This is a genomic window from Olivibacter sp. LS-1, assembly GCF_008245145.1.
In the GTDB taxonomy this organism is placed as follows: domain Bacteria; phylum Bacteroidota; class Bacteroidia; order Sphingobacteriales; family Sphingobacteriaceae; genus Olivibacter; species Olivibacter oleidegradans.
Window position 1 is genome coordinate 2548185 of the sequence record NZ_CP041643.1, and the last position, 21818, is coordinate 2570002.

Sequence of the window (21818 nt, forward strand, 5' to 3'; positions counted from 1 at the left end):
AATAATTATTTATCACTTAAGTACTCGTACAAACGGACTACAGCTACTGGTTTCTTGTGGCTTGTTTATGTAATTGGCTAATAAAGTACGTGTCGTTTTCGCTGTAGACGCTAACAAAATTTTTAATTAAGTTGCGAATAAATATTTAAAGTAGCAAGTGTGTCTTTGGTTTTTTGAGTTGTTGAAACGTTGTGTGGTGACTAGTAGCCTCTGGTTTCTCAAATCACTTGTTGAGATGGAGATACGAATAGCCACATGCTGAAATCCAACTGCTAGTAGCAGCCAATATTGTCATGAAAATGTCGAATCGATTGCCGGGTCTAAAGTTTCGGTGAAAATAGTTTGTAATGTGTACTTTTTACACTATCTTTGTATCATCATAATTTAGGTTTATAATTGGTTAGTTAAAAGTCTTCAATCTCCCCGGTTGAAGACTTTTTTTGTAGTATCAATTTGCCCGAGTCACTATCGAAATAAGAATAATCTAGATAAAGTCCGACTAGCTAGGCACATATTAAGGACATCTGAATATTACAGCGCTTATAGGGTGAGACGTGACCGGTAATTTTTTGGAAACCTAACTTATAATATAGATTAATAGCAGGCTTAAGGATCGTATTGCTTTCTAAATAAAGAGCTTTTGCGCCTATTTTACGCGCTTCGTTTATTGCCGATTGGCCGAGTAGATAGCCAATGTTCTTCCCTTGGGCTTTGGGAGATACCGCCATTTTTGCGAGTTCATAATCATAGTCTGGATCGTTCATTTTAATCAGTGCGCAAACACCCACCGGCTCGCCACGATATAAAGCTACGAAAATCTTACCTCCCGGGTTCAGGATGTATTGATCCGGATTTTCCAGCGCTTGGCGATCCGCTTCTTCAAGTTCAAAATAAGTGGAAATCCACTCTTCATTGAGTGTTTTGAAGGCAGTATGATAAACGGGATTATATTTTACAATCGTTACATCTTTGCTTTCACGAATTTTTTTTTGCTCTATCACCCGTTTGTAGAGTGACTGCTGATCTAGCAGAAATTCCCACTCTTCCATGGCTTCCCATAAATTATGCTGTGCAGTTGAAATCAGCGTGTCAATAGCAGCATTGACATCCGCATACTGATCTTTTATTTTGACGCCTAGCAGTCTTCCTTTTTTTGTCAGCGCGACTACATTTCTTCTTTTGTCGTCTGTTTTGCGGTTTTCCAATATCAAACCTGCAGCTGTCATCTCGCGGATAATTTTGCTGACCGATGGTTGAGAGTGGCCGATTTTGTTAGCGATCTCACTAATGGTATTTTCACCTTCTTCTGCTAAGATGAAAAATACCGGAAACCACTTCGGTGCCAAATCGACGTCATATAACTTATAAATGCGAGCGGCATCTTCAGTAACTTTTGCTGTTAATAATCGCAGACGGCTTCCTAGCGCCATCTTTCCCGTTTTTTCGAATAAATCCATTTTGAATAACTAATTACATAACCAGTTATGCAAATATAAAGAAAGATTTTTTAAAATTAATAATAGGCATGCTTTCCGATCTGAAACTACTGCTGAAAATGTGCTGCTTCTTCTACAATATCTCCGAATTCGCAAATGACGACTTTCTTACCAAGCTTATCATCGTTAATGAAACGAAATGTTAAGTCTCTTTCCTTCATAAAAAATACACCTTCAGTTTCTGGATAGATTTCGAAACTTTTCGAACCGATTGTTAAGCTCAAATGCTTGTCTTTCACACTAACTTTTATCTCGCCACTTTGCGGTCCTTTGTAAGTGCCTTCGTATGATTGAAGCATTTTGCGTGTTAATGTGATTTCTTTTCTCCTATTGATATATTTCGCTGGCCCGTGGTCATAACTTAAAACTCGACTCATAAGCCACTTCCCATTGCGTAATAACCATAAATTGGCAAAAAGGGCACGTCCGTCTAGGCGCTCATTTTTGTTTTCTTCTTTTAGATAAAAGATATGTTCTCCCGTAATCAACGCACCATATATCGAATCGACAGAACGTAACAGATGGATTTGTACGGTTCCGTCAATCGGCTCGCGCCGCAATCTAAAAGTTGAACTACAGAGGTTATTCTTTATGCTTGCGATCATGGCTGCTTTTCCCAGCGTAACGCCACCTTTATCATGATAAAACTCGATATCATCACTGATCAGTTGGCTTTGAAGTTTAATGTCACAGGTATTATATCCATGCCAGAAAAGACTATCTTGTTTAAGTATCTGTATTTCGATGTCTTTTGCCTGATTCTGAGCAATTGCTTCTTGAAACAAAAGGACAAGTAAAATAGGAAAAGATACAAGCGTGATGTTGTGTTTTAGGTATTCCATATTCTTGACTGAAGTATTGCTTATAGACTCCTGTATTATTGATTTGTTTCAATACCAGTACAGTTAGTAATCGGTTTTTATTTATATGTCATTAATTGCAATGGAGACTATCTAAAATGATTTTCATTTTACATAATAAACAAAGTATTTACTTTGTTTATTATTCTTTTGTCTATACCTTTGAGGTCATATTGAATAAGGGAAAAAATGAAATAACATGGAGTACACTTACCATATTGGCATGGCTGGAATAGTGCTTGCCTTGCTAAGTGGCTGCGGGCAGGGCAGCCAATCTACTACCCCTGCCACATTACAGGAATTTGATGTGATGACCGTTGCACCGCGTGATGCTGAGTTGTATTTTGACCACCCGGCTACGGTGCGAGGCCAGCAAAATGTGGAGATTCGTCCTAAAATAGATGGTTATATTGCGGAGATACTGGTAGATGAGGGTGCGCAAGTAAAGAAAGGCCAGCTATTATTCCGTATTAGCAACCCGCAATATGAGCAGGAAGTGCTTACTGCCCAGGCCGCTGTTAAACGAGCCGACGCTGCCGTTAATACCGCGAAGATGCAGATTGCAAAAACGGAGCCTTTAGTGAAAAAGGAGATAATCAGCGAATACGAGCTGCAATCAGCTCACTTAGAATTGGAAGCGAGGCAGGCAGAATTGGCCCAAGCAAAAGCAGCGCTGCAAAATGCACAAACCAACCTCGGTTATACAATTATCCGCAGCCCTGCTGATGGTGTTATCGGCACACTTCCGTACAAAATCGGAAGTTTGGTAAGCAGTACCAGTGAAGAAGCGTTGACGGTACTGTCAGATATTTCCAATATTCATGTTTACTTTTCCTTCTCCGAAAAACAGTTTCTTGAACTAATCGATAATCCTAAAGATCAACCTATTATTCACGATGTGTTAAAACGAATACCTCCTGCGCAATTAATATTAGCAAACGGACGCGTTTACACAGAAAGGGGTAGTATAGAGACCACCGGCGGTTTGATCAATACGGGCACAGGTGCCATTGCCATGCGTGCACTTTTTCCCAATAAGGCCGGAATGATCCGCAGCGGGAGCAGCGCTACGCTTCGTATTGCCCGCCCAATAGAGGATGCACTTATTGTACCGGCAAAGGCCACCTTTGAGGTACAGGGGAAAAAGTTTGTAATGACCGTTGATAGCGCCAATACGGCACACTCGGTTGAAATCACCGTGAATGTACTGCCTGTTGGTGATGCTTTTGTTGTAAACAGTGGTTTGCATAGTGGAGACCGCATCGTAATGAAAGATGTAGGGGCAATTAAAGACGGTGATAAAATAAAACCTAGAAATCAAGTAGCTATTACAACCAAGCGATAAAAAATGTCGCTTTTTTGGGTAACGGCATCCTTAACAGCATGCCCTAGCCACTGCTTTACCTTTAAATTTTGAAATCATGTTAAAGAAATTTGTGGACAATCCGGTGCTATCGACCGTTATATCCATTATCATAGTTATACTCGGACTGTTGGGATTAACTACGCTTCCAATTTCACAATATCCTGAGATTGCGCCGCCAACGGTGCAGGTAACGGCTTCTTATCAGGGCGCCAATGCCGACGTGGTTATGAAAAGTGTTATCATTCCTTTGGAAGAACAGATCAATGGCGTAGAACATATGACCTATATGACTTCCAAAGCGAGTAACGATGGAACGGCCGTTATTACCGTTAATTTTGAACAGGGCACGGATCCCGACCTAGCGGCTGTGAATGTGCAGAATCGGGTGGCAAAGGCAACGGGTGTAATGCCGGCGGAGGTGATCAAAACGGGAATTACGACCACCAAAAAACTGAATGCGGAGATCTTCGGTTTCTTGATTTACAGCGAAAACAACTCGTACGATGTCAATTTTCTTGATAACTATATGCGTATCAATATTGTACCGGAGCTGAAACGTATACCGGGCGTCGCCGATGTGCAAGTATGGAGCGATCAAACTTACTCGATGCGTATTTGGTTAAAGCCGGATGTCATGGCTTCTTACGGATTGGTACCGGATGATGTATTAGCAGCCCTCGCTGAACAGAACCTAGAGGCAGCTCCCGGAAAGTTAGGTGAAAACAGTAGTAAAACCTTTGAATATGTACTCAAATATACCGGGCGATTGGAAAAACCGGAACAATTTGAAGATATTGTACTGCGAGCAACTCGGGATGGACAGCTGCTTCGCCTGAAAGATGTTGCTACCGTCGAGCTCGGTGCCTTTAGTTATAATACCGATCTTACTGCCCACGGTTTCCCTTCGTCAGGTGGAGCTATTAGCCAGTCTGCAGGTGCGAATGCGCACGAGATCAATGAGCGGATTGTTGAGATGCTCAAAAAAGCGGAAGCTGATTTCCCTTCGGGGGTTAAGTGGACGACTTTTATTAATGTGAACAGTTTTCTGGATGCCTCGATTGCTAAGTTGGTTCAAACACTCGTAGAAGCCTTTATCTTGGTGTTTATTATTGTTTTTATTTTTCTACAGGATTTTCGTTCAACATTGATCCCGGCAATTGCCGTGCCTGTAGCGATTATAGGAACGTTCTTTTTCTTAAAAATATTTGGCTTCACCCTGAACCTGCTTACTTTATTCGCATTGGTGTTAGCCATTGGTATTGTCGTGGATGATGCGATAGTTGTTGTGGAGGCGGTTCATGCCAAGATTAGTCAGGGAGCAAAGTCGGCACGAAAGGCCACCTTACATGCGATGAACGAAATTAGCTCGGCCATTATCTCCATTACACTGATTATGGCAGCCGTTTTTGTCCCGGTTACTTTCATTCAAGGATCTGCGGGCGTATTTTATAAACAATTTGGAATTACCTTGGCTGTCGCCATCATCATTTCCGCAGTGAATGCACTGACTTTAAGTCCGGCACTTTGTGCCTTGTTTCTAAAATCTCATGAAGTAACAGATGAAGCGCATACAAAAAAAAATTGGTTGCGGCGTTTCTTTATCATGTTCAATACTGCTTTTGCGGCGTTAAGCGATCGATATATTCGTTCTGTAAAGCTGCTTATCAAGCATAAGTGGCTTGCCATAGGCGGTATCGTGTTATTCTCTACGCTGCTCATCTTTTTTTTGAAAACCACGCCAACAGGATTTGTTCCTAACGAAGATTCGGGTGCAATTTACGGCGATATTATCTTACCGCCTGCATCGACACTGGAGCAGACAACTAGGATAGCCAACGAGGTCGATAGCATCGCACGAAGTATGCCCGAAGTGGAACTTAGCTCCCGTTTGGTAGGCATGAACCTAATAAGTGGGACTGGAGGCTCTTATGGTGCAATGTTTATCGCACTTAAACCTTGGAAAGAACGGACCGGTGAAGGCCAAGACATCAACAGCTTGGTAGAAAAGTTATTCGCTAAGACAAGGCATATTCGTGGAGCAAATATCATTTTCTTTGCGGCTCCCACCCTACAGGGTTTCGGTAATAATAGCGGTTTTGAAATTCAGTTACTGGATAAAACCGGCGGTACCTACGAACATTTTGGAGCTGCTGCTGGTAAATTTATGGCAGGCCTGAGCAAGCGCCCGGAGATTATGTATGCTGCCACACCCTTTAATACCAATTTACCGCAATATCAGGTGAAGGTTAACGTTCCTTTGGCTAAGGAGGCAGGGGTAGATGTTGGCGGTTTATTAAGGACTTTGCAGGGATATATGGGCGGAATCTATGCATCCGATTTTAATCGTTTTGGTAAACAATACAAAGTACTCGTTCAATCCAACCCCAGTTACCGTGCAGAGGAAGCAGATCTGGAAAAAATCTACGTGCGAAATGATAACGGAGAAATGGCGCCTATTTCCACGTTTGTAACGCTAGAACGTACCAGTGGCCCGGAGTTCATTAATCGTTTCAACTTATACACTTCGGCTACCGTAAATGGAGCTCCCAATCCCGGTTATAGTTCAGGTGACGCTATTCGCGCCATACAAGAGGTCGCTCAGGAAACACTGCCGAGGGGGACTGATTTTGATTATAGTGCCTTGACGAGGGAAGAGATTAATAGTGGTAATCAGACACTGATGATATTTGGGCTTTGTCTCATTTTTGTCTACTTTCTGCTCAGCGCCCAGTACAAAAGCTATATCCTTCCATTTGCTGTACTGTTATCCCTACCAATAGGTCTGGCAGGAGCCTTTTTGTTTGCACGCCTAGGAGGGCTTGATAATAATATTTTTCTTCAGATCAGTCTAATTATGCTTATTGGATTGTTGGCTAAGAATGCCATTTTGATCGTGGAGTTTTCCGTCCAGCGTCGTAACAGTGGTTTAAGTTTAGTGCGTGCAGCGATATCGGGTGCTTCGGCTAGGCTACGGCCTATTCTGATGACGTCTTTTGCCTTTGTTTTTGGATTATTGCCTTTAATGCTGGCTTCGGGAGTGGGGGCTTTAAGCAATCGGTCCATTGGCACTGCCGCGGTGGGAGGTATGTTGATAGGTACCGTGTTCGGTATTTTCGTGATTCCGACACTGTTTGTTATGTTCCAGGCGTTGCATGAGCGCCTTAGCGGACGAACGATCAGGGAACAAAAAGAAGACAATTGGGAGAAAAAAGTGATGGAAGCGCCATCGTTATAAGTTTAGGGAATTGATAATAGGAAAATCATGAAATACAGAAATAAAGGGCTAATTGTTGTGATTTTGTCAATAGTAGCGTCTTGTAAGGTGACTCAAAAATATGATGCACCCGATGCGAAAATAATATCGAACTACCGAAGCCAAACGCAAGCTGATAGCAATACGGTTGCTTCGAAAAATTGGTCGGATTTTTTTACAGATACTGCTCTTCGAAAAATAATAGCCGATGGGTTGGAAGAGAACTTAGACCTTAAAATGGGAATACAACGCATTGTTGCCGCTGAGGCAGCCTTTAGTCAAAGTCGACAAGCCTTTTTTCCCGAGATAAATGGTGCGGCGTCTATTAAACGGTCGAGATTGGCTTTTCCGCAGGGTTATGGTTTAATCAATAATGCTACCCAATATGACGCGGGCCTTACCATGGCATGGGAAGCAGATATCTGGGGACGTCTCAAGAGTAGTAAAAAAGCTGCATTAGCCAATCTGTTGGCCACGGAGGCCGCACAGCGGGCAATACGAAGCAAGTTGGTAGCTGACATTGCAACCAATTATTATGCACTTCTTGCGTTAGACCAGAAACTGAGGGTATTGGAATTGACTCTTGAAAACCGCAAGAAGGACGTCCTGACGATGCGGGAACTTAAAGCTTCGGCGGTGGTTAACGGCGCAGCAGTAGTGCAAAGCGAAGCGAATCAATATGCAGTAGAAGTGCTCATCCCAGATATTAAACGACAAATTAGGGAAACTGAAAATGTTCTATGTCTGCTCCTTGGTCGACCTTCCGGAGCTATTGAGCGAACGACTCTTTCAAATCAAAAGCTACCGCTTGACCTATCGGCCGGTATTCCCGTTCAATTATTACGTTTTCGTCCGGATGTTGCCGAGGCGGAGCTGGTATTCAGAACTGCCTTTGAACAGGTCAATGTTGCGAAAACCGCTTTTTATCCCGGTTTTAATATCACTGCCGCGGGAGGGTTTACCAGTTTTGACATTTCTGAATGGTTTACTAATGCAGGCCTGTTTGCTAATATTATGGGCGGCTTAACACAGCCTGTCTTTAATCGTGGTGTAAATAAGGCCCGTCTAAAGACGGCCGAGGCTCAGCAGCAGGAGGCTTTTTACAACTTTAATAAAACATTGTTGACGGCGGGGAAGGAAGTTTCGGATGCCTTGTTTTCTTTGGAAAGCGCTTCGTTAAAAGAAACGAGCAGACGTAACGAATTAAGATCGCTCGAAAAAGCAGTTGATTTTACCAAAGAGTTGCTTCGGTATAGTTCTGCAACGAATTATACAGATGTGCTATTATCTGAACAGAACCTTTTGAATGCACAGATGGACAGAATTGATGATCAATTGCAACAATGGCAAGCAGTTATAGCACTTTATCGTGCAGTGGGGGGAGGTTCGCAGGAATATGATGATACCGAGCGCTTGGTAAATAATCAAAAAAATCACTAATTTACTTTGATGATCAAGGAAATAGCTATTGACGGTTTGCATATTCATGACATTGCTTCGTTTTATGAGGAAATCAATCGGGTCTTTATGTCGGATGAAGATTGGAAGATAGGGAACAGCCTTGATGCGTTTAACGATCTGTTATATGGTGGCTTTGGGGCTATGAAAGATTGCGAAAAAGTAAGGTTTGTGTGGAAAAACGTTGAACGAATGCAAGAAGCTTTAGGTTATAAGGCGACTAAGGCCTACTATGAAGATAAGCTTCAACAAGGTGCTCTCTTTAATAAAGAATATTTTAGGGAGAAATTAATAGCGCTTGAAAACGGCATCGGGGAAACCTATTTTGAGATGCTCAAATCCATTGTAGCTGCGCACAAAAATATTGATTTGGTACTTGTTTAAAATCCCCGCAACGTGCTTTGCGGGGATCTGTTGATTTATATAAACACTGTCTGTTACGACTTCTCGAGTTCTTGTACAAAATCCTTACCCCAGTATTCCACGTCGAAATGAGAAACCGCTTCAAAGGAACGTTGAATACGGATCGCTTGTTCCTGTTCATCCATCATCAGTGCTTTTAGCAGCGATTCAATCATACTTTTTCGATCGTAAGGATTCGTTAAAATAGCATAAGGTAGCTCCACAGAAGCTCCTGCGAATTCAGATAACACCAATGCTCCACTGAAGTCGTTTAATAGTCCTTTCGTTGCAATATATTCTTTCGCAACTAGATTTAACCCATCTCGGAGCGGTGTAATCCAAGCTATATCACTTATACCATAATAAGTAACTACTTCATCAAAAGGTAGTGAACGGTAGAAATATTGGATTGGAAGCCAATCCATGGTAGCATATTTACCGTTAATCTCACCAATGGCTTGATTCAGTTCATCTCGAACTTGATCGTAAATCTTCATTCCCTGCGAAGGGGGCGTGCAGATATTGATCAACGCTACCTTTTCCCGGTATTCCGGGTAATCTTCCAGGAACTCACCAAAAGCTTTTATCTTTTCCAAGGGCCCTTTTACATAATCCAAACGCTCTATCGAAAGAATCGTTTTGATATCTTTCTTATGCTTCGCTACTTGCATGCGTTGAATATGCTGTTTTACTTTTGGAAAGGTTAGTGCGCGCTTGATGCTTGCCATGTTTACCCCAACCGGTTGGGCTCCTAAGCGAATTTTGCGACCTTCCACCTCGATAATTTTTGTCATGCTTTCCACACCCAAGGCACAGCTATAAGTAAGAAATTGTTTGGCAGCATTGATTGTTTTAACCACCCGAAACGGCACGTGACTTCGGAGTACGTCAACAAAATTTTCCACATAACGCGGGATATGAAAACTAATGAAATCGCACAACAGCAGCGAACCGATGATTTCCCTCCTCCAGGGAAGGATATTAAAAACATCAGCACCTGGGAAGGAGGTGTGATGAAAAAAGCCAATTTTCAAGTCAGGTCGTAAAGGCTTCAAATAGGCAGGTACCATCCAGAGATTGTATTCGTGAATCCAAACAAAAGCACCGTGATCGGCTTCTTTTGCTACACGATCGGCAAAAATTTTATTGATACGAAGGTAATGGTTCCAATCTTCGTGATTGAATCTTGCTTTATCTACAAAGGAAAAAATAGTTGGCCAAAAGGCCTCCTTGGAAAACACCCGATAAAACTGATCAATATCTTTTTTGGATAAAGAAATGGTAGAGCTCCATAGCTTTGGATATTTCTGCGCGTCGATCAATTGATTACCTACTTCCTTTCCGTCCTTTTGTTGCGCTTCTTCGCCTACCCAGATACCGGCACGACCATTTTCAAAAAGTCCGAGCAAGGAGGGAATAATACCATTTGGACTTTTTGGTGCGTGGCGTACGCTTTGGCCCTTGATCATTGATTTTTCATAAGGGAGTCGGTGATAGACAATAACCAATTGATTTTTAGTGGCTTTTCGCTTTACTTTTGCGGTCTTATTTGCCGGGAATAGCTTACGAAAAGAGTCGAGTCGCTGCATGGCTTCCAAGATGCCTCCGGCCCCTGGCTGTTTGGCGTGGTAAACATCTTGGTTTTTAGCAGTGGTATCGAATAAAGCAGCCTCTGATGCTCCGACGACAACACCTTTACAACCAATTTGAAACATGGCGAGATCGTTCATTGTGTCGCCTGCCACGAGCACCCTTTCATCTGCTACACCTAACATATCAATAAGTTTGCGAAGTGTAGAACCTTTATTTACGCCTTTAGGAAGCAAATCCAAATATTTATCGACGGATGTAATGACGTCCAGATTTTTCTTTTCGGCTATATCCATCACTTTCGTTAGATCAACTCCGTTTGAATAATAAAAAGAGCTCCGTCGCTGCTGTGGTACTTCTTGCGGCTCAATGCCTTCAATTGTTGCAAGTGTTTGCCGTAAATCAAAGACTTCCGTCCAGTTACGTTCTATTTCCGATTGGATCGGTTCAATCTTATCCAACGTGTGTCCATTGACGATGGTAGCTCCTACATCAGCGATGATATAATCGGGTGTAGGAATTAGCGGGTCGTTTAATAGGGGAATGACTGTTTCGAGGCCTCGACCTGTAACGAAAACCAGCGTAAAGTCTTTCACCTCTTTAATAAGGCGATAGAGCTCCATTCGCTGGTTCATTTCACCGCCTAAGAAAGTTCCGTCTAAGTCTGTTGCTAGTATCATGCTATGTTAATTTTTGTTCCAAAAGTTTAAACTCAGTTAATACAGGCATATACTTAAATAATACGCGATAAGCCGTTTGTAAGATCGGTAGCTTCACGGGAAAATTCCGGGTAGTCTGATAGAGCCCGCGTGTTGCTCCATAACCTTCAGCTACCATGTTCATGGCACCTTTTGCTTTATCGACGCTATAGCCGCGGCCGATCATCTCACCAAAAAGACGGTTACGACTGTGAGTCGAATACGCGGTCACTAAAAGATCGCCTGCATAAGAAGAACTGAGGATTTCGGCATTACTGCCCATATGCCGGAGAACTTCTCTCAATTCTGCCAAAGCGTTGGCCACTAAAACAGCAATAAAATTGTCACCGTAACGTAACCCCTTAGCCATTCCGGATACCAGACCAACTACATTCTTGTAGATCGCGGCCCATTCGATTCCAGTAATATCTGCATTTATACGAACGTCAAGATAATCTGCTGAAAAGCAGGTTTGTAACATTTGCTGCCAATGGGGATCAACCGCGCCGATTGTCAAGTAAGTTTTTTTTCTATGGCCGATTTCTTCAGCATGACAGGGGCCTGCCAAAATACCTTGAAGGTTATTCGGTATAATTAATTGCCTCGATATATAGGCGCTTGGTAGCTCGTGCTCTTCACCGACAGTTCCTTTGACGGCGCTCAATACAGCTTTGTTATGGATCCATTTTCTATCAAAACCAATCAATAAATCAGAGAGACCATCACTGGGAACGGCGAATAGAATAATAGTACTCTTTTGTGCTACAAACTGCTTCTGAGAGCTGCACTGTAAATATTCCGTATTTAAAGTAACAAAGTTTAGGTAATCAGGATTACTGCCTGCATTTTGTATTGCCTCTGCTTGCTCTGTCCGTCTTAAATACCAATTAACTATTAGTTTATTGTCTGTTAAAATTTTTACTAGAGCAGTAGCCCAGCTGCCACCGCCAAAAACACCAAATTCAATCAAAACAATTGATTTTTAGATTACAGAAAAAGTGGCTAAGTAGTCGTATAGCCAAATCGGAGCACAAACGTACAAATTTTTGGAAAAATAAACAACTATTGGTTAAGTTTTACTTTTGTTTTGGTTATAAGGTATTAAAATTAAGCTTCTTATGTTAGGCGTCCTACCTGTTGTATAAACTGGTCCAGCTGATCATTCTTGTCAAGGCCAAGTTTTTGTTTAAGGCGGTATCTTGCCATGCGGATGCTCTTTGGTTCGATACTTAAACGGGTCGATATTTCCTTATTCGAGAGCCCCATTAAAATATAAGAACAATATTTGAGGTCTAATCGGGTAAGGGTATGATTCGCTTTTTCCTGTAACTTCTCAAAGAACTGCGATTCGCTTTCAAAAAAATCGGTCTTATGACCTTCAAATTCCTTATCCATTCTTTTCTGCTGCTGGACGATTCGCTTAATCTGTTCATCAACAGAAAGATGACCTTTTTCCGCGATTTTATCAGATAGCATTTCCAGTAAACCATTTTTTTCTTCAATCTGCAGCGTTCCTGCAAGAATCTCTTTCTGTAAGCGCTCCTCGCGTTCTTTTAACAGCACTTGTTCGGCATGCAGTCTATTGGCCTCTGCCTCCTTTAATTGCGCTTTTAACTGAGCTTCTTCTTTTTCCCGATCAATAAGGGCTTGCTTTCTTGTTGAAGCTTTTAGTTTGTAATTATAAGAACTAAGTAGAAACAATAGTGTAAGGATACAGGATAGACCAATGATCAAGTATAGAAAGTTCCGCTTCTTTAGATAACTTATTTCCTGTTCTTTTTTGGCCATACTGTACCGGGCTTCCATTTTCTGGATATTGGTTATTTTTTCTTCGTCAAAAGCCTCTTGATTGTATGCAATATGCTGTTTTAGGTAGCTTAAGGCAGTCTTCTCTGAACCTTTTTTTTCGGCGATTCGGGACAAAGCAAGAAATATGCGTGCTTTCGTTACCGGCATTTTAAGGACATTACCTTCAAGTGCAGCTAAACCGTTAAGCAGCGTCTTCTCTGCTTCGTCGTACCTTCCCCCGCGCAGCGCGTACTCACTACGAATACCATAGCAATTCATAAGCACTTCATGTAAGTTTGTCCGCTTTGCGATTTCAATAGCGAAATCGATGTACTTGTCTGCACTGTCTTTATAAGTATTGGGAAAATGTTTGAAATAGCTATTTGCAATGTTCAACGCCGCTGCCGCGGTATTACTTTGTGCGATTAGACGTCCGCGTTGAATGGTAGACAGTCGAACAGACCGCTTGTTATAAATCAAGGCAGAGTCGAGCAGATCATGCGTGGTTGTATCCAGTTTAAAGCGGTCATAGAAACTATGTCCTACCGTGAAGTAAGCTGTGTTTAAGGCGTCCACTTGTCCACTTTTTTTAGCACTTTCAAAGCTAAGACGCGCATAGGCCAATTGTTTATTGACATCGTTGCCATACCCATAGATACTGGCGAGATAGTGATAAATAGTGGCTTCGTATTCATAAAAATTCACTGTTTTGAATAAATCGAGCGCCTTCAATAACTTAGTGATGGATTTGTCACTTTCCCCGTTCACTAAGTCAAGCCACCCATTTCTGAATTCAACAAAGCCTTTTGCGACCGGGTCACTCGTTCGTGAGGCATAATACAAAGCGCTATCGAGGCTCTCATAGGCTTGTTTTATATCGTTGGCTTGTATATAGAGATAAATGAGCGTCGCAAAACCAATGGCGGGCCCTTCATAAGTGTTTAGCTTATGTCCGATATGAATCGCTTCCCGCGCTTGTTTAAACGATTTTTTTAGATCCTTTTCGGTATTGGCTTTCGCCAGCTTACATAAAAGGAGCGGTTTTTCCTGCAGCGTCGTGCTTGGTTGCGCTAAAAGATGCGCTAATGAGTCGATATAAATTTCCTGCCCTTTTGAGTGATAAAGGATGGTAAAAAGCGAAATGCAGATAAGAAGTAGGGACTTGTTTAACCAATGCATGTTCAAAAATAGAAAAAAGATGGGGTTCAAAAAATGGGAATAATTGGCTAAAATATTGACAGGCAGTTTCTTTTGAGGTTTTTGTAGACGCTTTGTAGTCGAATGTTTTTTTCTTGTAGACGGTGTATAGGTCTCTGATTTCAGGCATTATTGTCAATTCAAGCTAGTTTTGCCCTGTTCATTTTTAAACAATTATTATTATCATGACGAACAAAAATATGTCAATTATAGCCTATCTGACAATCATCGGATGGGTTATTGCTTACCTGAATTATCAAAAATCGGAAGAAAAAAGCAGTTTGGTGGGCTATCATCTAAGTCAAGCGCTCGGTATATTTATTTTTCATATTATATTGAGCATACTCACCACAGTGGTGTTAACTCTCTTACCTAGCTTAGCTACCTTATGCTACCTGATCCTTTTGATTCCATTGATTTTATTACTGTTAGGTATCATTACGGCTTTTAATGAAGTAAAGAAGCCTGTGCCATTCATAGGAAAGCTGTTTGAAGGAAAATTTAATTTTTAAACAACGAAGATTATCCATCCTATGAATAGGATGTCGCTTTATAAAAAACAGAAAAATGAAACAAATTTTTTTTAATACTTTTTTTTTGCCTTGTCTTAGTGCTTTCCGCATTTGGACAACAGGGAGATCGTACAATTCGACTGAAATTAACGGATTCGAAACGCAAGAAATCTCAGAGTTATTTATTGAATAGTTTTGCTTACTCGTGTACGAAACCTAGGGGCGACGGCCCCTCAATGGGATATTCTGCTTATGATGCTTATATCGTGAGTATTGATTTTCAACAAAATACCGATGAATTTCTATTAAAATGGATCGGTGGACAAATGGATAAAGCGGATGGTGTGATCACTGTGGAGGCGACCGGGGAAAAGAAAACTTTAAGAACTATTGCTTTTAAAGATGCCTCGGTAGGAGCAACCTCGGAAAGTTTCGCATCTGGTGACGGCTATGGCTATGCCAGTACACAGGTTTCTGTATATATTGATAATCTAACAATCGATAATGTTCCGATTCGTTATACGGCGACTAAAACAAATGGAAGTCGGTAGAAACCAATTTTTATGATATGATCATTTTTGGAACAGGGAAAAGATTAATACGGGCCGGTAAGCCTAAGTTCGATTGCACCTATTGCGGTTCTGAACAATCAGTAGGACTCCATTTTTATGTACGCTATTTTCATATTTTTTGGATACCGATGTTTAGTTATCGAACAGAGTCGCTTAGTCATTGCACACACTGCCGTCAAACCTTGAGCCGAAAGGAGATGCCGTTAAGTTTAGCACAATCTATCCCAGGCGAGAAGCCGAGTATACCCTGGAAATATTTTAGTGGACTTTTACACGGTGTAATCCTGATAGTGTTCATATCTATTGCCATTGTGAACGAAGATAGGCAGACAGCCAACTATTTGCAGCGACCACAAGTTGGTGATGTATACGGTATTAAACAATCAAATGGATTCTATACCTTGTATCTGCTTAGCCAATTTAAAGGAGACTCCCTTGGGTTTCGCGTCAATGATTATGAAGTGCCTGGTGCATCTAAATTGAGTGTCATTCGCCGACATCATGCGAAGGACTATGGCAAAAGTATCGTTTTCCTATCAAAAACAGACTTAAACGAATTAATGAAAAACAACCATATCATTAATATCCGTAGAGATTAATAATGATTTTTCAACCGATTAATAGGCTATGCAAACAATTAGGACAAGTTTATTTGAAATGACAGTGCCGGATATTTTCGAGAACCCTGGAGTTGTGCTGGAAAGTATTCGTGCAACGTATAACAAGGGTGATGAATGGGTGACGATCGGCGTGAGTCCGATTGAAAATTTTTCTGGCCTTTATGATACCGAGTTAGAAAAGCAGTTGAGCTACGCGCTCGTGGAGGAATATTGGGAGCCTTATAGGGAGGGGATCAGATCATTAGCCTTTGCATCTGTGGCATTAGAAACCACAGATCCGGATGATTATTCCGATCGAGGGAATACGAGATTTGGAGGATTGCCTGATTTGCCATGTGGCATTACCTATCCCGTTTTTACAACCTATGATAATCGTGTAATGGGATATCAGTTCATTGCACAAATAAATTGTGAAGAACTTGCCTCATATCAAAATTACCTTCCTCGGCAAGGGTTACTCTATTTCTTCATCACGGATCAGGAAGATTTTAACGCCAAAGTGATTTATGCTCAGGAAACGGATGTATTAATTTCGGCTGCCGAATTAGAGATAGAAGATGATTTTATTTATGATGACCACGGTGTTTTTGCTCCCTATCGTGTAAAGGTAGGTAAATATGTAAGTGTGCCTCATTTTTATAATGATGACAGTCTGTATAAAGGGAAAGCCGCCAGCTTATCGGCCCTGGAAGAAGAGTACGAACAAACAGAGAATTTGAGAAGACAATTGGAGGAGCACACCTTATCTGTAAAACCGGTACATAGCATGAATAGTTATGTATTCAAACAACATGATTCTCCGCAAATTGAGGCAGCCAATCAGCTACGAGGAAATGCTAACGACTTTACGGTGTTACTCAAGGTCAGCTCAGATAGATTACCTGGATTTTGTTTCTGGGATGCGGGTGAGATTTATTTCGTTATTCACAAAAGTGATTTAGCTAAAGCAGATTTTTCTAATGTTTATTGTGGCTTGGAGAGCAGTTAGGTAGTTGAATAGTTGAAACGTTGAGTAGGAAAGTGGTTAAGTTGTAAAATAGTGGCAGTTGCGATGATACTGTGTAACAAGCTCTCCACTGGTATTAAGCCCCTAAGTAAAAAGGCAATTGCTGTCGCAGTTCATCCTGACTGATTAATTCCGGATCCTGAAATTGCTTTCGAAGTAAATACATAGGAAATCTCAGCTGTAAATAACTAGTCTCAACAACAGCGTCTTCTGTTGAGAAGTAATGGCTTTTGTATTCGCCAACTAAAGGGTCGATTTCTTGCAGACGGATGATGAGCTCATGAATGACAAAAACCGGTATTTGTATATTGCTTATTTTCTTCATATTATTTAACAAAATAATGCTGTTAAATTAATACAAGTTTAACCATTTAATTTGGCTTTTCGAAATAAAATACCGGTCTGGATGTCACGATAGCGTCTTGTCATTATTTTATTATTACGAACTGAAGAGCGGACTAGCGAGTTTCCCTTCGACTATCGTCCGAATTGATCGTCCATTATCGGACAGGGTACTGTTCGATTCCGAACAGTACCCTTATTCCTATCGTATTATAATTACCCCTTTAACGCATCTGCTAACTTGGCAGATTTGTTGTTTGCCTAATTGTAAATCAATCTGAAGATGATTAAAAATTATATCAAAACAGCGTGGCGTAACTTGCTTCGGAGTAAAGGGTTTGCGTTCACCAATATGCTTGGACTGACCATTGGCATTACCTGTACGATTTTTATCTTACTTTGGGTACGGGATGAACTTAATTATGATAAGTTTCAAGTAAACTACGACAATACCTATGTAGTGATCGCTAACCGCGACTTTAATAACCGCATCTTTACTGATTATAATATGGTGTTGCCGCTTGCTTCCGCCTTGGAAAAGACAAGTCCGCAAATTAAGCATGCGGTAGTCACTACCCAAGGGTATGACTTGACCATGCGTCATGGCGACCGTATCTTACAGAAGAATGGTATGACCGTAAGTGAACATTTCTTTGATATGTTTTCCTGGAGATTTCTGCAAGGGAGCGCAGTCACGGCCATTCAAGACCCTTCTGCCATTGTGTTAACACAATCGGCCGCAACGGCTATTTTTGGAAAGCAAAACCCGATTAACCAAAGCCTCCGGATTGTAGAAGAAAATCGTGACTTAAAGGTTACAGCGGTAGTGGCTGACCCGCCGGGAAATTCCAGTTTTCAGTTCGATTTCATACGACCCTTTAATTATAATGACGAATATACGAAGCGGATGATGAATAACTGGAGTGGTTCTAGTTGGCGTGTTTATGTTCAGACGGTAGTCGGAGCAGACATAAAGCAGGTTGATAAAACGATTAACACCTTGAAAAAAACGCATGATCCAGGCGATCAAATCAGTACTTATTTCAGTTTTCCAATGAGCAAATGGCGTTTATACAGTGAATTTAAGGACGGAAAAAATGTTGGTGGCATGATTGAGTATGTAAAACTTTTTTCAATTATAGCAGTCATTATTTTGTTGATTGCCTGCGTAAACTTCATGAATCTTTCGACGGCCAGATCGGAGAAACGCTCCAAAGAATTAGGTATACGTAAAACTTTGGGAAGTGGAAAGATGCAATTGGTTTTACAGTTTTTCAGCGAATCGACCATCTTGGTGCTCCTTGCTTTTTTATTGTCTATCGGTTTTGTCTTTCTCCTCTTGCCGGCATTTAATACCTTGGTAGCAAAAGAGCTATCACTTGAAATGAACCAGCCTTATTTTTGGCTTGGCTCTTTGGTTATCATACTTTTTACCGGCTTGCTTGCCGGAAGTTATCCCGCGTTGTACCTTTCTGCTTTTAATCCGATAAAAGTGTTGAAGGGTGTGTTTTTGCCAGGCAAAGCGGCTGCATTGCCTAGACATATACTGGTTGTCGGGCAATTTGTAATCTCTATTTTGCTGATTTCGGCAACTATTATTGTTTATCAGCAGATTCAATATGTGAAAAACCGAAATATGGGATATAAAGCGAATAATCTCCTTATGGTTACGGGTACAGAGGATACGGAAAAAAATTTCCGTGTTATTAAAGATGAGTTATTGGCTAGCCGATTGGTAGAATCAGTAACACGTTCCAGCTCACCCATTACGCAGGTATGGTGGAAATCGGGCGCCCCTGATTGGAACGGGAAACCGGCAAACTTGAATCTAGTTGTGTCGGGTATCCGCACGGATGTGGATTTTGCTAAAACTATGGGTATCAATTTACTGCAGGGGCACGATTTCTTGGGTATGCCTGCCGACTCGGCCTCTGTTCTACTAAATCGCGCCGCCGTGGAAGCAATGGGGCTAAAAGATCCTATTGGAATGGAAATGCGTTTTGGTGATGAAAAATATAATGTGATAGGTGTAACTGAAAATGTGGTGATGGAATCACCTTATCAGCCCGTTGATCCTATGCTTACTTTTTACAATCCGACCGCAACGGGCGTTATATCACTGCGATTGCGCGATGGCATATCGCCGCAAAAGGCGCTGCCTTTTATTGAAACGGTATTTAAGAAATACAACCCAGCCTTCCCCTTTACCTATCAATTTGCTGATGAGGAATTTGGTAGAAAGTTTATAAACGAAGAGCTGATCAGTAAAATCACGAATATCTTTGCCGGCTTAGCTATTTTTATATGCTGTATTGGTTTGGCCGGACTGGCTTCCTTTACAGTAGAAAAGCGTTTTCGGGAAATTGGAATCCGAAAGGTATTAGGGGCCACTATAAAACAGGTACTCTTTTTGATATCGAAACAGTTCTTAAAGCTGGTTACGATCTCTTTCTGTTTGGCCGTACCAATTACCTGGTGGTTAATGCATCAGTGGTTGGAAAAATATAGCTATCGAATTAATATCAGCGCCTGGACCTTTGTTGCGGTAGGTTGCTTAGTTTTTCTGTTAGCATTAGTAGTGGTGTGTTTAAATGCATTACGCGCGGCAATTACTAATCCGATAAACAGTTTGCGGACAGAATAGTGCATGAGCAAGAGGCGTTAATCGTTTTTCTGTGTATACCAAATGTCTTGATAAAGCTCAGGATAACGTTTAAATTGGCCGTGCACATAGGGGCACAGAGGCACAATTTTTAAATTGTTCTCACGGGCGTACTCGACTAGCTTGCTTAACAGCAATTTTGCATAACCCTTGCCTTCATATGCGGGATTAACCTCCGTGTGATAGACCGTCAGTTGTCCGTTATGAACGGAAATTTCCATTTCACCTACCTGTTGGTCATCGACGAGGAGCTGGATTTGGCCCCGATTGTTTGCTAGTGCTACTTTTAACTGTTCCATAAGTTGCCTTTATTAGTTTAAGTACTTTCTATTGTATTTTTTGTTTATTTAGTCGCAAAATTACGGCGTATTTCCACTAGGGCTGTTAATCTAGACTAAGAAAAGTGACTGAAAGTGTGCTCTTGTCTGTAGCCAAATGCGGTGCATTGCGAAAAACCTTACTCAAGATAACCGAATTTACCCATATTAAAGTCCGTAATTGCCTGCCTGATTTCTGCGTCTGTATTCATAACAAAGGGGCCATAGCTGGCAATCGGTTCGTGGATGGGCTCACCGCTTAATAAAAGCGCGATGCTCTTTTCCGGCGCATGTATACTTATTTCTTCACCCTCATTTTTAAATAATACAAAGCCGTGTTCAGCCACTTTTTGACCATTTACTTCGATCTCCCCATTTATGGATAAGACAGCTGTGTTGTGTGAACTGGGCGTTGAGGTGTGAAAGGTTCCTCCACTGTTCAACCGTATGTCAAAAAGATTGAGCGGTGTGTAGGTCGACGCCGGCCCATGCACGCCCTGTGCGCTACCTGCAATGACGTTGACAATGCCCTGATTGTTTTCGAGCACGAGTTTACCCATATTTTCGGCAAGAAGAGCTTGGTAATGAGGTGTTGCGGATTTGTCTTTTTGGGGAAGGTTCACCCACAATTGTACCATTTCAAATAATCCTCCTTTTTTCGAAAATGCTTCTTCATGGAATTCTTTATGCAATATCCCGTCTCCGGCAGTCATCCACTGCACATCGCCCGGGTTAATAACGCCACTATTACCGGCACTATCATAATGGGCTACGCTACCTTTGTAAGCAATGGTAACCGTCTCAAATCCTTTGTGAGGATGTACGTCAACACCGCGCACATGATCGGAAGGGCCAAAATCATAAGCGGCATTAAAATCTAACATCAAAAAAGGACTCATTCGCCTTTGCGTAATAACACCCTTCGGAAAATAATTAAACACCCTAAAACCATCGCCCACCATTCCGGGTCTAGTTGGCTTAGACACAATGTTCTCAATTAGCTTTTTCATGATTTCTTTTCCTTTCTACAAAGGTACAGGTGTCTTGAGGCGAAAAAATTGACCTATGGTAAGAAAGATCGCTTTGGTTTAAACACGACTATTACGCCTGGCCAACTCTTTGCGTACCCGGCTTAATGATTCGGGTGTGATGCCAAGGTAGGAGGCAATCATGATTTGCGATATGCGCAAAGTCAATTTGGGATAGAGCCGTATAAAGTCCAGGTATCTTTCTTCGGCGGTTGCAGCTAAAAGCTGGTTGATGCGACGTTGCATATAACGAATGCTATTGTGCAGAAGATAAATATGATATTTTCCGAATTCGGGACAAATTTCAGTAGCATGCTCCATGAAATTTTTGGTAACAATCACTACCTGTGTCTCTTCCAACACATCAATGTTGAATGCTGCCGGCTCATGAAAATAAAAACTATTGCGATCACCAAGCCACCAATCTTCAGGAGCAAATTGGATCGTATGTTCCTTGCCCTGGCTGTCGAGCGTGTAGGCCCGAAGCAATCCACTGCATACAAAATAGCCAAGGCCTGTTGATTCCCCTTCCCTTAAAAGAATTTTTCCTTTTTGATAGGTTTTTTCTTTTAATTCCTGCTTCAAAACGCTAATTTGTTCTCCTGTTAGAGGCGTATGGCGTTTGAGATAATTTTCGAAAGCTTGCATGTG

The 21818-nt window shown here is 41.5% G+C and carries 18 protein-coding genes; 9 read left to right on the top strand and 9 right to left on the bottom strand.

Annotated features, from left to right (window positions below; all coding sequences use genetic code 11):
- Positions 1 to 503: 503 nt before the first annotated feature.
- On the bottom strand, positions 504 to 1430 hold the full coding sequence (locus tag FKG96_RS10345) for a helix-turn-helix domain-containing GNAT family N-acetyltransferase (protein ID WP_246860268.1): 927 nt from the start codon (positions 1428 to 1430) through the stop codon (positions 504 to 506).
- Positions 1431 to 1543: 113 nt separating this feature from the next.
- On the bottom strand, positions 1544 to 2338 hold the full coding sequence (locus tag FKG96_RS10350) for a DUF4440 domain-containing protein (protein WP_130857111.1): 795 nt from the start codon (positions 2336 to 2338) through the stop codon (positions 1544 to 1546).
- A 217-nt stretch (positions 2339 to 2555) separates the two neighbouring features.
- Between FKG96_RS10350 and FKG96_RS10355 the strand changes: the two genes are divergently transcribed.
- The 4 genes from FKG96_RS10355 (at position 2556) to FKG96_RS10370 (ending at position 8817) form a co-directional block, all read left to right on the top strand.
- Entirely contained in the window at positions 2556 to 3701 is a 1146-nt protein-coding gene (locus FKG96_RS10355) for an efflux RND transporter periplasmic adaptor subunit (RefSeq protein ID WP_130857113.1), read from the top strand.
- A gap of 76 nt (positions 3702 to 3777) precedes the next feature.
- On the top strand, positions 3778 to 6957 hold the full coding sequence (locus FKG96_RS10360) for an efflux RND transporter permease subunit (RefSeq protein ID WP_149105494.1): 3180 nt from the start codon (positions 3778 to 3780) through the stop codon (positions 6955 to 6957).
- Positions 6958 to 6984: 27 nt separating this feature from the next.
- Positions 6985 to 8415, top strand: coding sequence for an efflux transporter outer membrane subunit (locus FKG96_RS10365; RefSeq protein ID WP_149105495.1), 1431 nt, complete (start codon positions 6985 to 6987; stop codon positions 8413 to 8415).
- A gap of 9 nt (positions 8416 to 8424) precedes the next feature.
- Positions 8425 to 8817 (top strand): barstar family protein, encoded by a 393-nt coding sequence (locus FKG96_RS10370; protein ID WP_149105496.1) that lies wholly within the window; start codon positions 8425 to 8427, stop codon positions 8815 to 8817.
- A 53-nt stretch (positions 8818 to 8870) separates the two neighbouring features.
- Here FKG96_RS10370 and ggpS read toward each other — a convergent pair whose 3' ends face one another.
- From ggpS to FKG96_RS10385, 3 genes are all read right to left on the bottom strand, one after another.
- Complete coding sequence (ggpS, locus tag FKG96_RS10375; protein WP_149105497.1) at positions 8871 to 11105, bottom strand: glucosylglycerol-phosphate synthase; 2235 nt, start codon at positions 11103 to 11105, stop codon at positions 8871 to 8873.
- Position 11106: 1 nt separating this feature from the next.
- Positions 11107 to 12093: an NAD(P)H-dependent glycerol-3-phosphate dehydrogenase gene (locus FKG96_RS10380; RefSeq protein WP_149105498.1), complete on the bottom strand. Its 987-nt coding sequence runs from the start codon at positions 12091 to 12093 to the stop codon at positions 11107 to 11109.
- A gap of 146 nt (positions 12094 to 12239) precedes the next feature.
- Complete coding sequence (locus tag FKG96_RS10385; RefSeq protein WP_149105499.1) at positions 12240 to 14090, bottom strand: LuxR C-terminal-related transcriptional regulator; 1851 nt, start codon at positions 14088 to 14090, stop codon at positions 12240 to 12242.
- Between the two features lie 203 nt (positions 14091 to 14293).
- Between FKG96_RS10385 and FKG96_RS10390 the strand changes: the two genes are divergently transcribed.
- The 4 genes from FKG96_RS10390 to FKG96_RS10405 all read left to right on the top strand — a co-directional run bounded on the left by FKG96_RS10390 (position 14294) and on the right by FKG96_RS10405 (position 16800).
- Positions 14294 to 14620 carry a hypothetical protein gene (locus FKG96_RS10390; protein ID WP_013665875.1) on the top strand — a complete coding sequence of 109 codons (327 nt, stop codon included), beginning with the start codon at positions 14294 to 14296 and terminating at the stop codon, positions 14618 to 14620.
- 98 nt (positions 14621 to 14718) lie between these two features.
- Positions 14719 to 15171 carry a type VI secretion system tube protein TssD gene (tssD, locus tag FKG96_RS10395; protein WP_149105500.1) on the top strand — a complete coding sequence of 151 codons (453 nt, stop codon included), beginning with the start codon at positions 14719 to 14721 and terminating at the stop codon, positions 15169 to 15171.
- A 17-nt stretch (positions 15172 to 15188) separates the two neighbouring features.
- A complete protein-coding gene (locus FKG96_RS10400) occupies positions 15189 to 15791 on the top strand; it encodes a hypothetical protein (protein ID WP_149105501.1) in 603 nt (200 codons plus the stop codon).
- Between the two features lie 28 nt (positions 15792 to 15819).
- On the top strand, positions 15820 to 16800 hold the full coding sequence (locus tag FKG96_RS10405) for a YwqG family protein (protein WP_130857128.1): 981 nt from the start codon (positions 15820 to 15822) through the stop codon (positions 16798 to 16800).
- A gap of 94 nt (positions 16801 to 16894) precedes the next feature.
- On the opposite strand, the gene FKG96_RS10410 is transcribed toward FKG96_RS10405, so the two are convergent.
- Positions 16895 to 17143, bottom strand: coding sequence for a hypothetical protein (locus tag FKG96_RS10410; protein WP_013665879.1), 249 nt, complete (start codon positions 17141 to 17143; stop codon positions 16895 to 16897).
- 408 nt (positions 17144 to 17551) lie between these two features.
- On the opposite strand from FKG96_RS10410, the gene FKG96_RS10415 reads away from it, so the two are divergent.
- On the top strand, positions 17552 to 19804 hold the full coding sequence (locus FKG96_RS10415) for an ABC transporter permease (RefSeq protein WP_371719653.1): 2253 nt from the start codon (positions 17552 to 17554) through the stop codon (positions 19802 to 19804).
- A gap of 17 nt (positions 19805 to 19821) precedes the next feature.
- Here FKG96_RS10415 and FKG96_RS10420 read toward each other — a convergent pair whose 3' ends face one another.
- From FKG96_RS10420 to FKG96_RS10430, 3 genes are all read right to left on the bottom strand, one after another.
- The gene (locus FKG96_RS10420) at positions 19822 to 20121 is read right to left on the bottom strand and encodes a GNAT family N-acetyltransferase (RefSeq protein WP_130857130.1); all 300 of its coding nucleotides are present in this window, start codon (positions 20119 to 20121) and stop codon (positions 19822 to 19824) included.
- Between the two features lie 158 nt (positions 20122 to 20279).
- Positions 20280 to 21149, bottom strand: coding sequence for a pirin family protein (locus FKG96_RS10425; protein ID WP_013665882.1), 870 nt, complete (start codon positions 21147 to 21149; stop codon positions 20280 to 20282).
- A 78-nt stretch (positions 21150 to 21227) separates the two neighbouring features.
- Complete coding sequence (locus tag FKG96_RS10430; RefSeq protein WP_013665883.1) at positions 21228 to 21815, bottom strand: Crp/Fnr family transcriptional regulator; 588 nt, start codon at positions 21813 to 21815, stop codon at positions 21228 to 21230.
- Between the last annotated feature and the right edge of the window lie 3 nt (positions 21816 to 21818).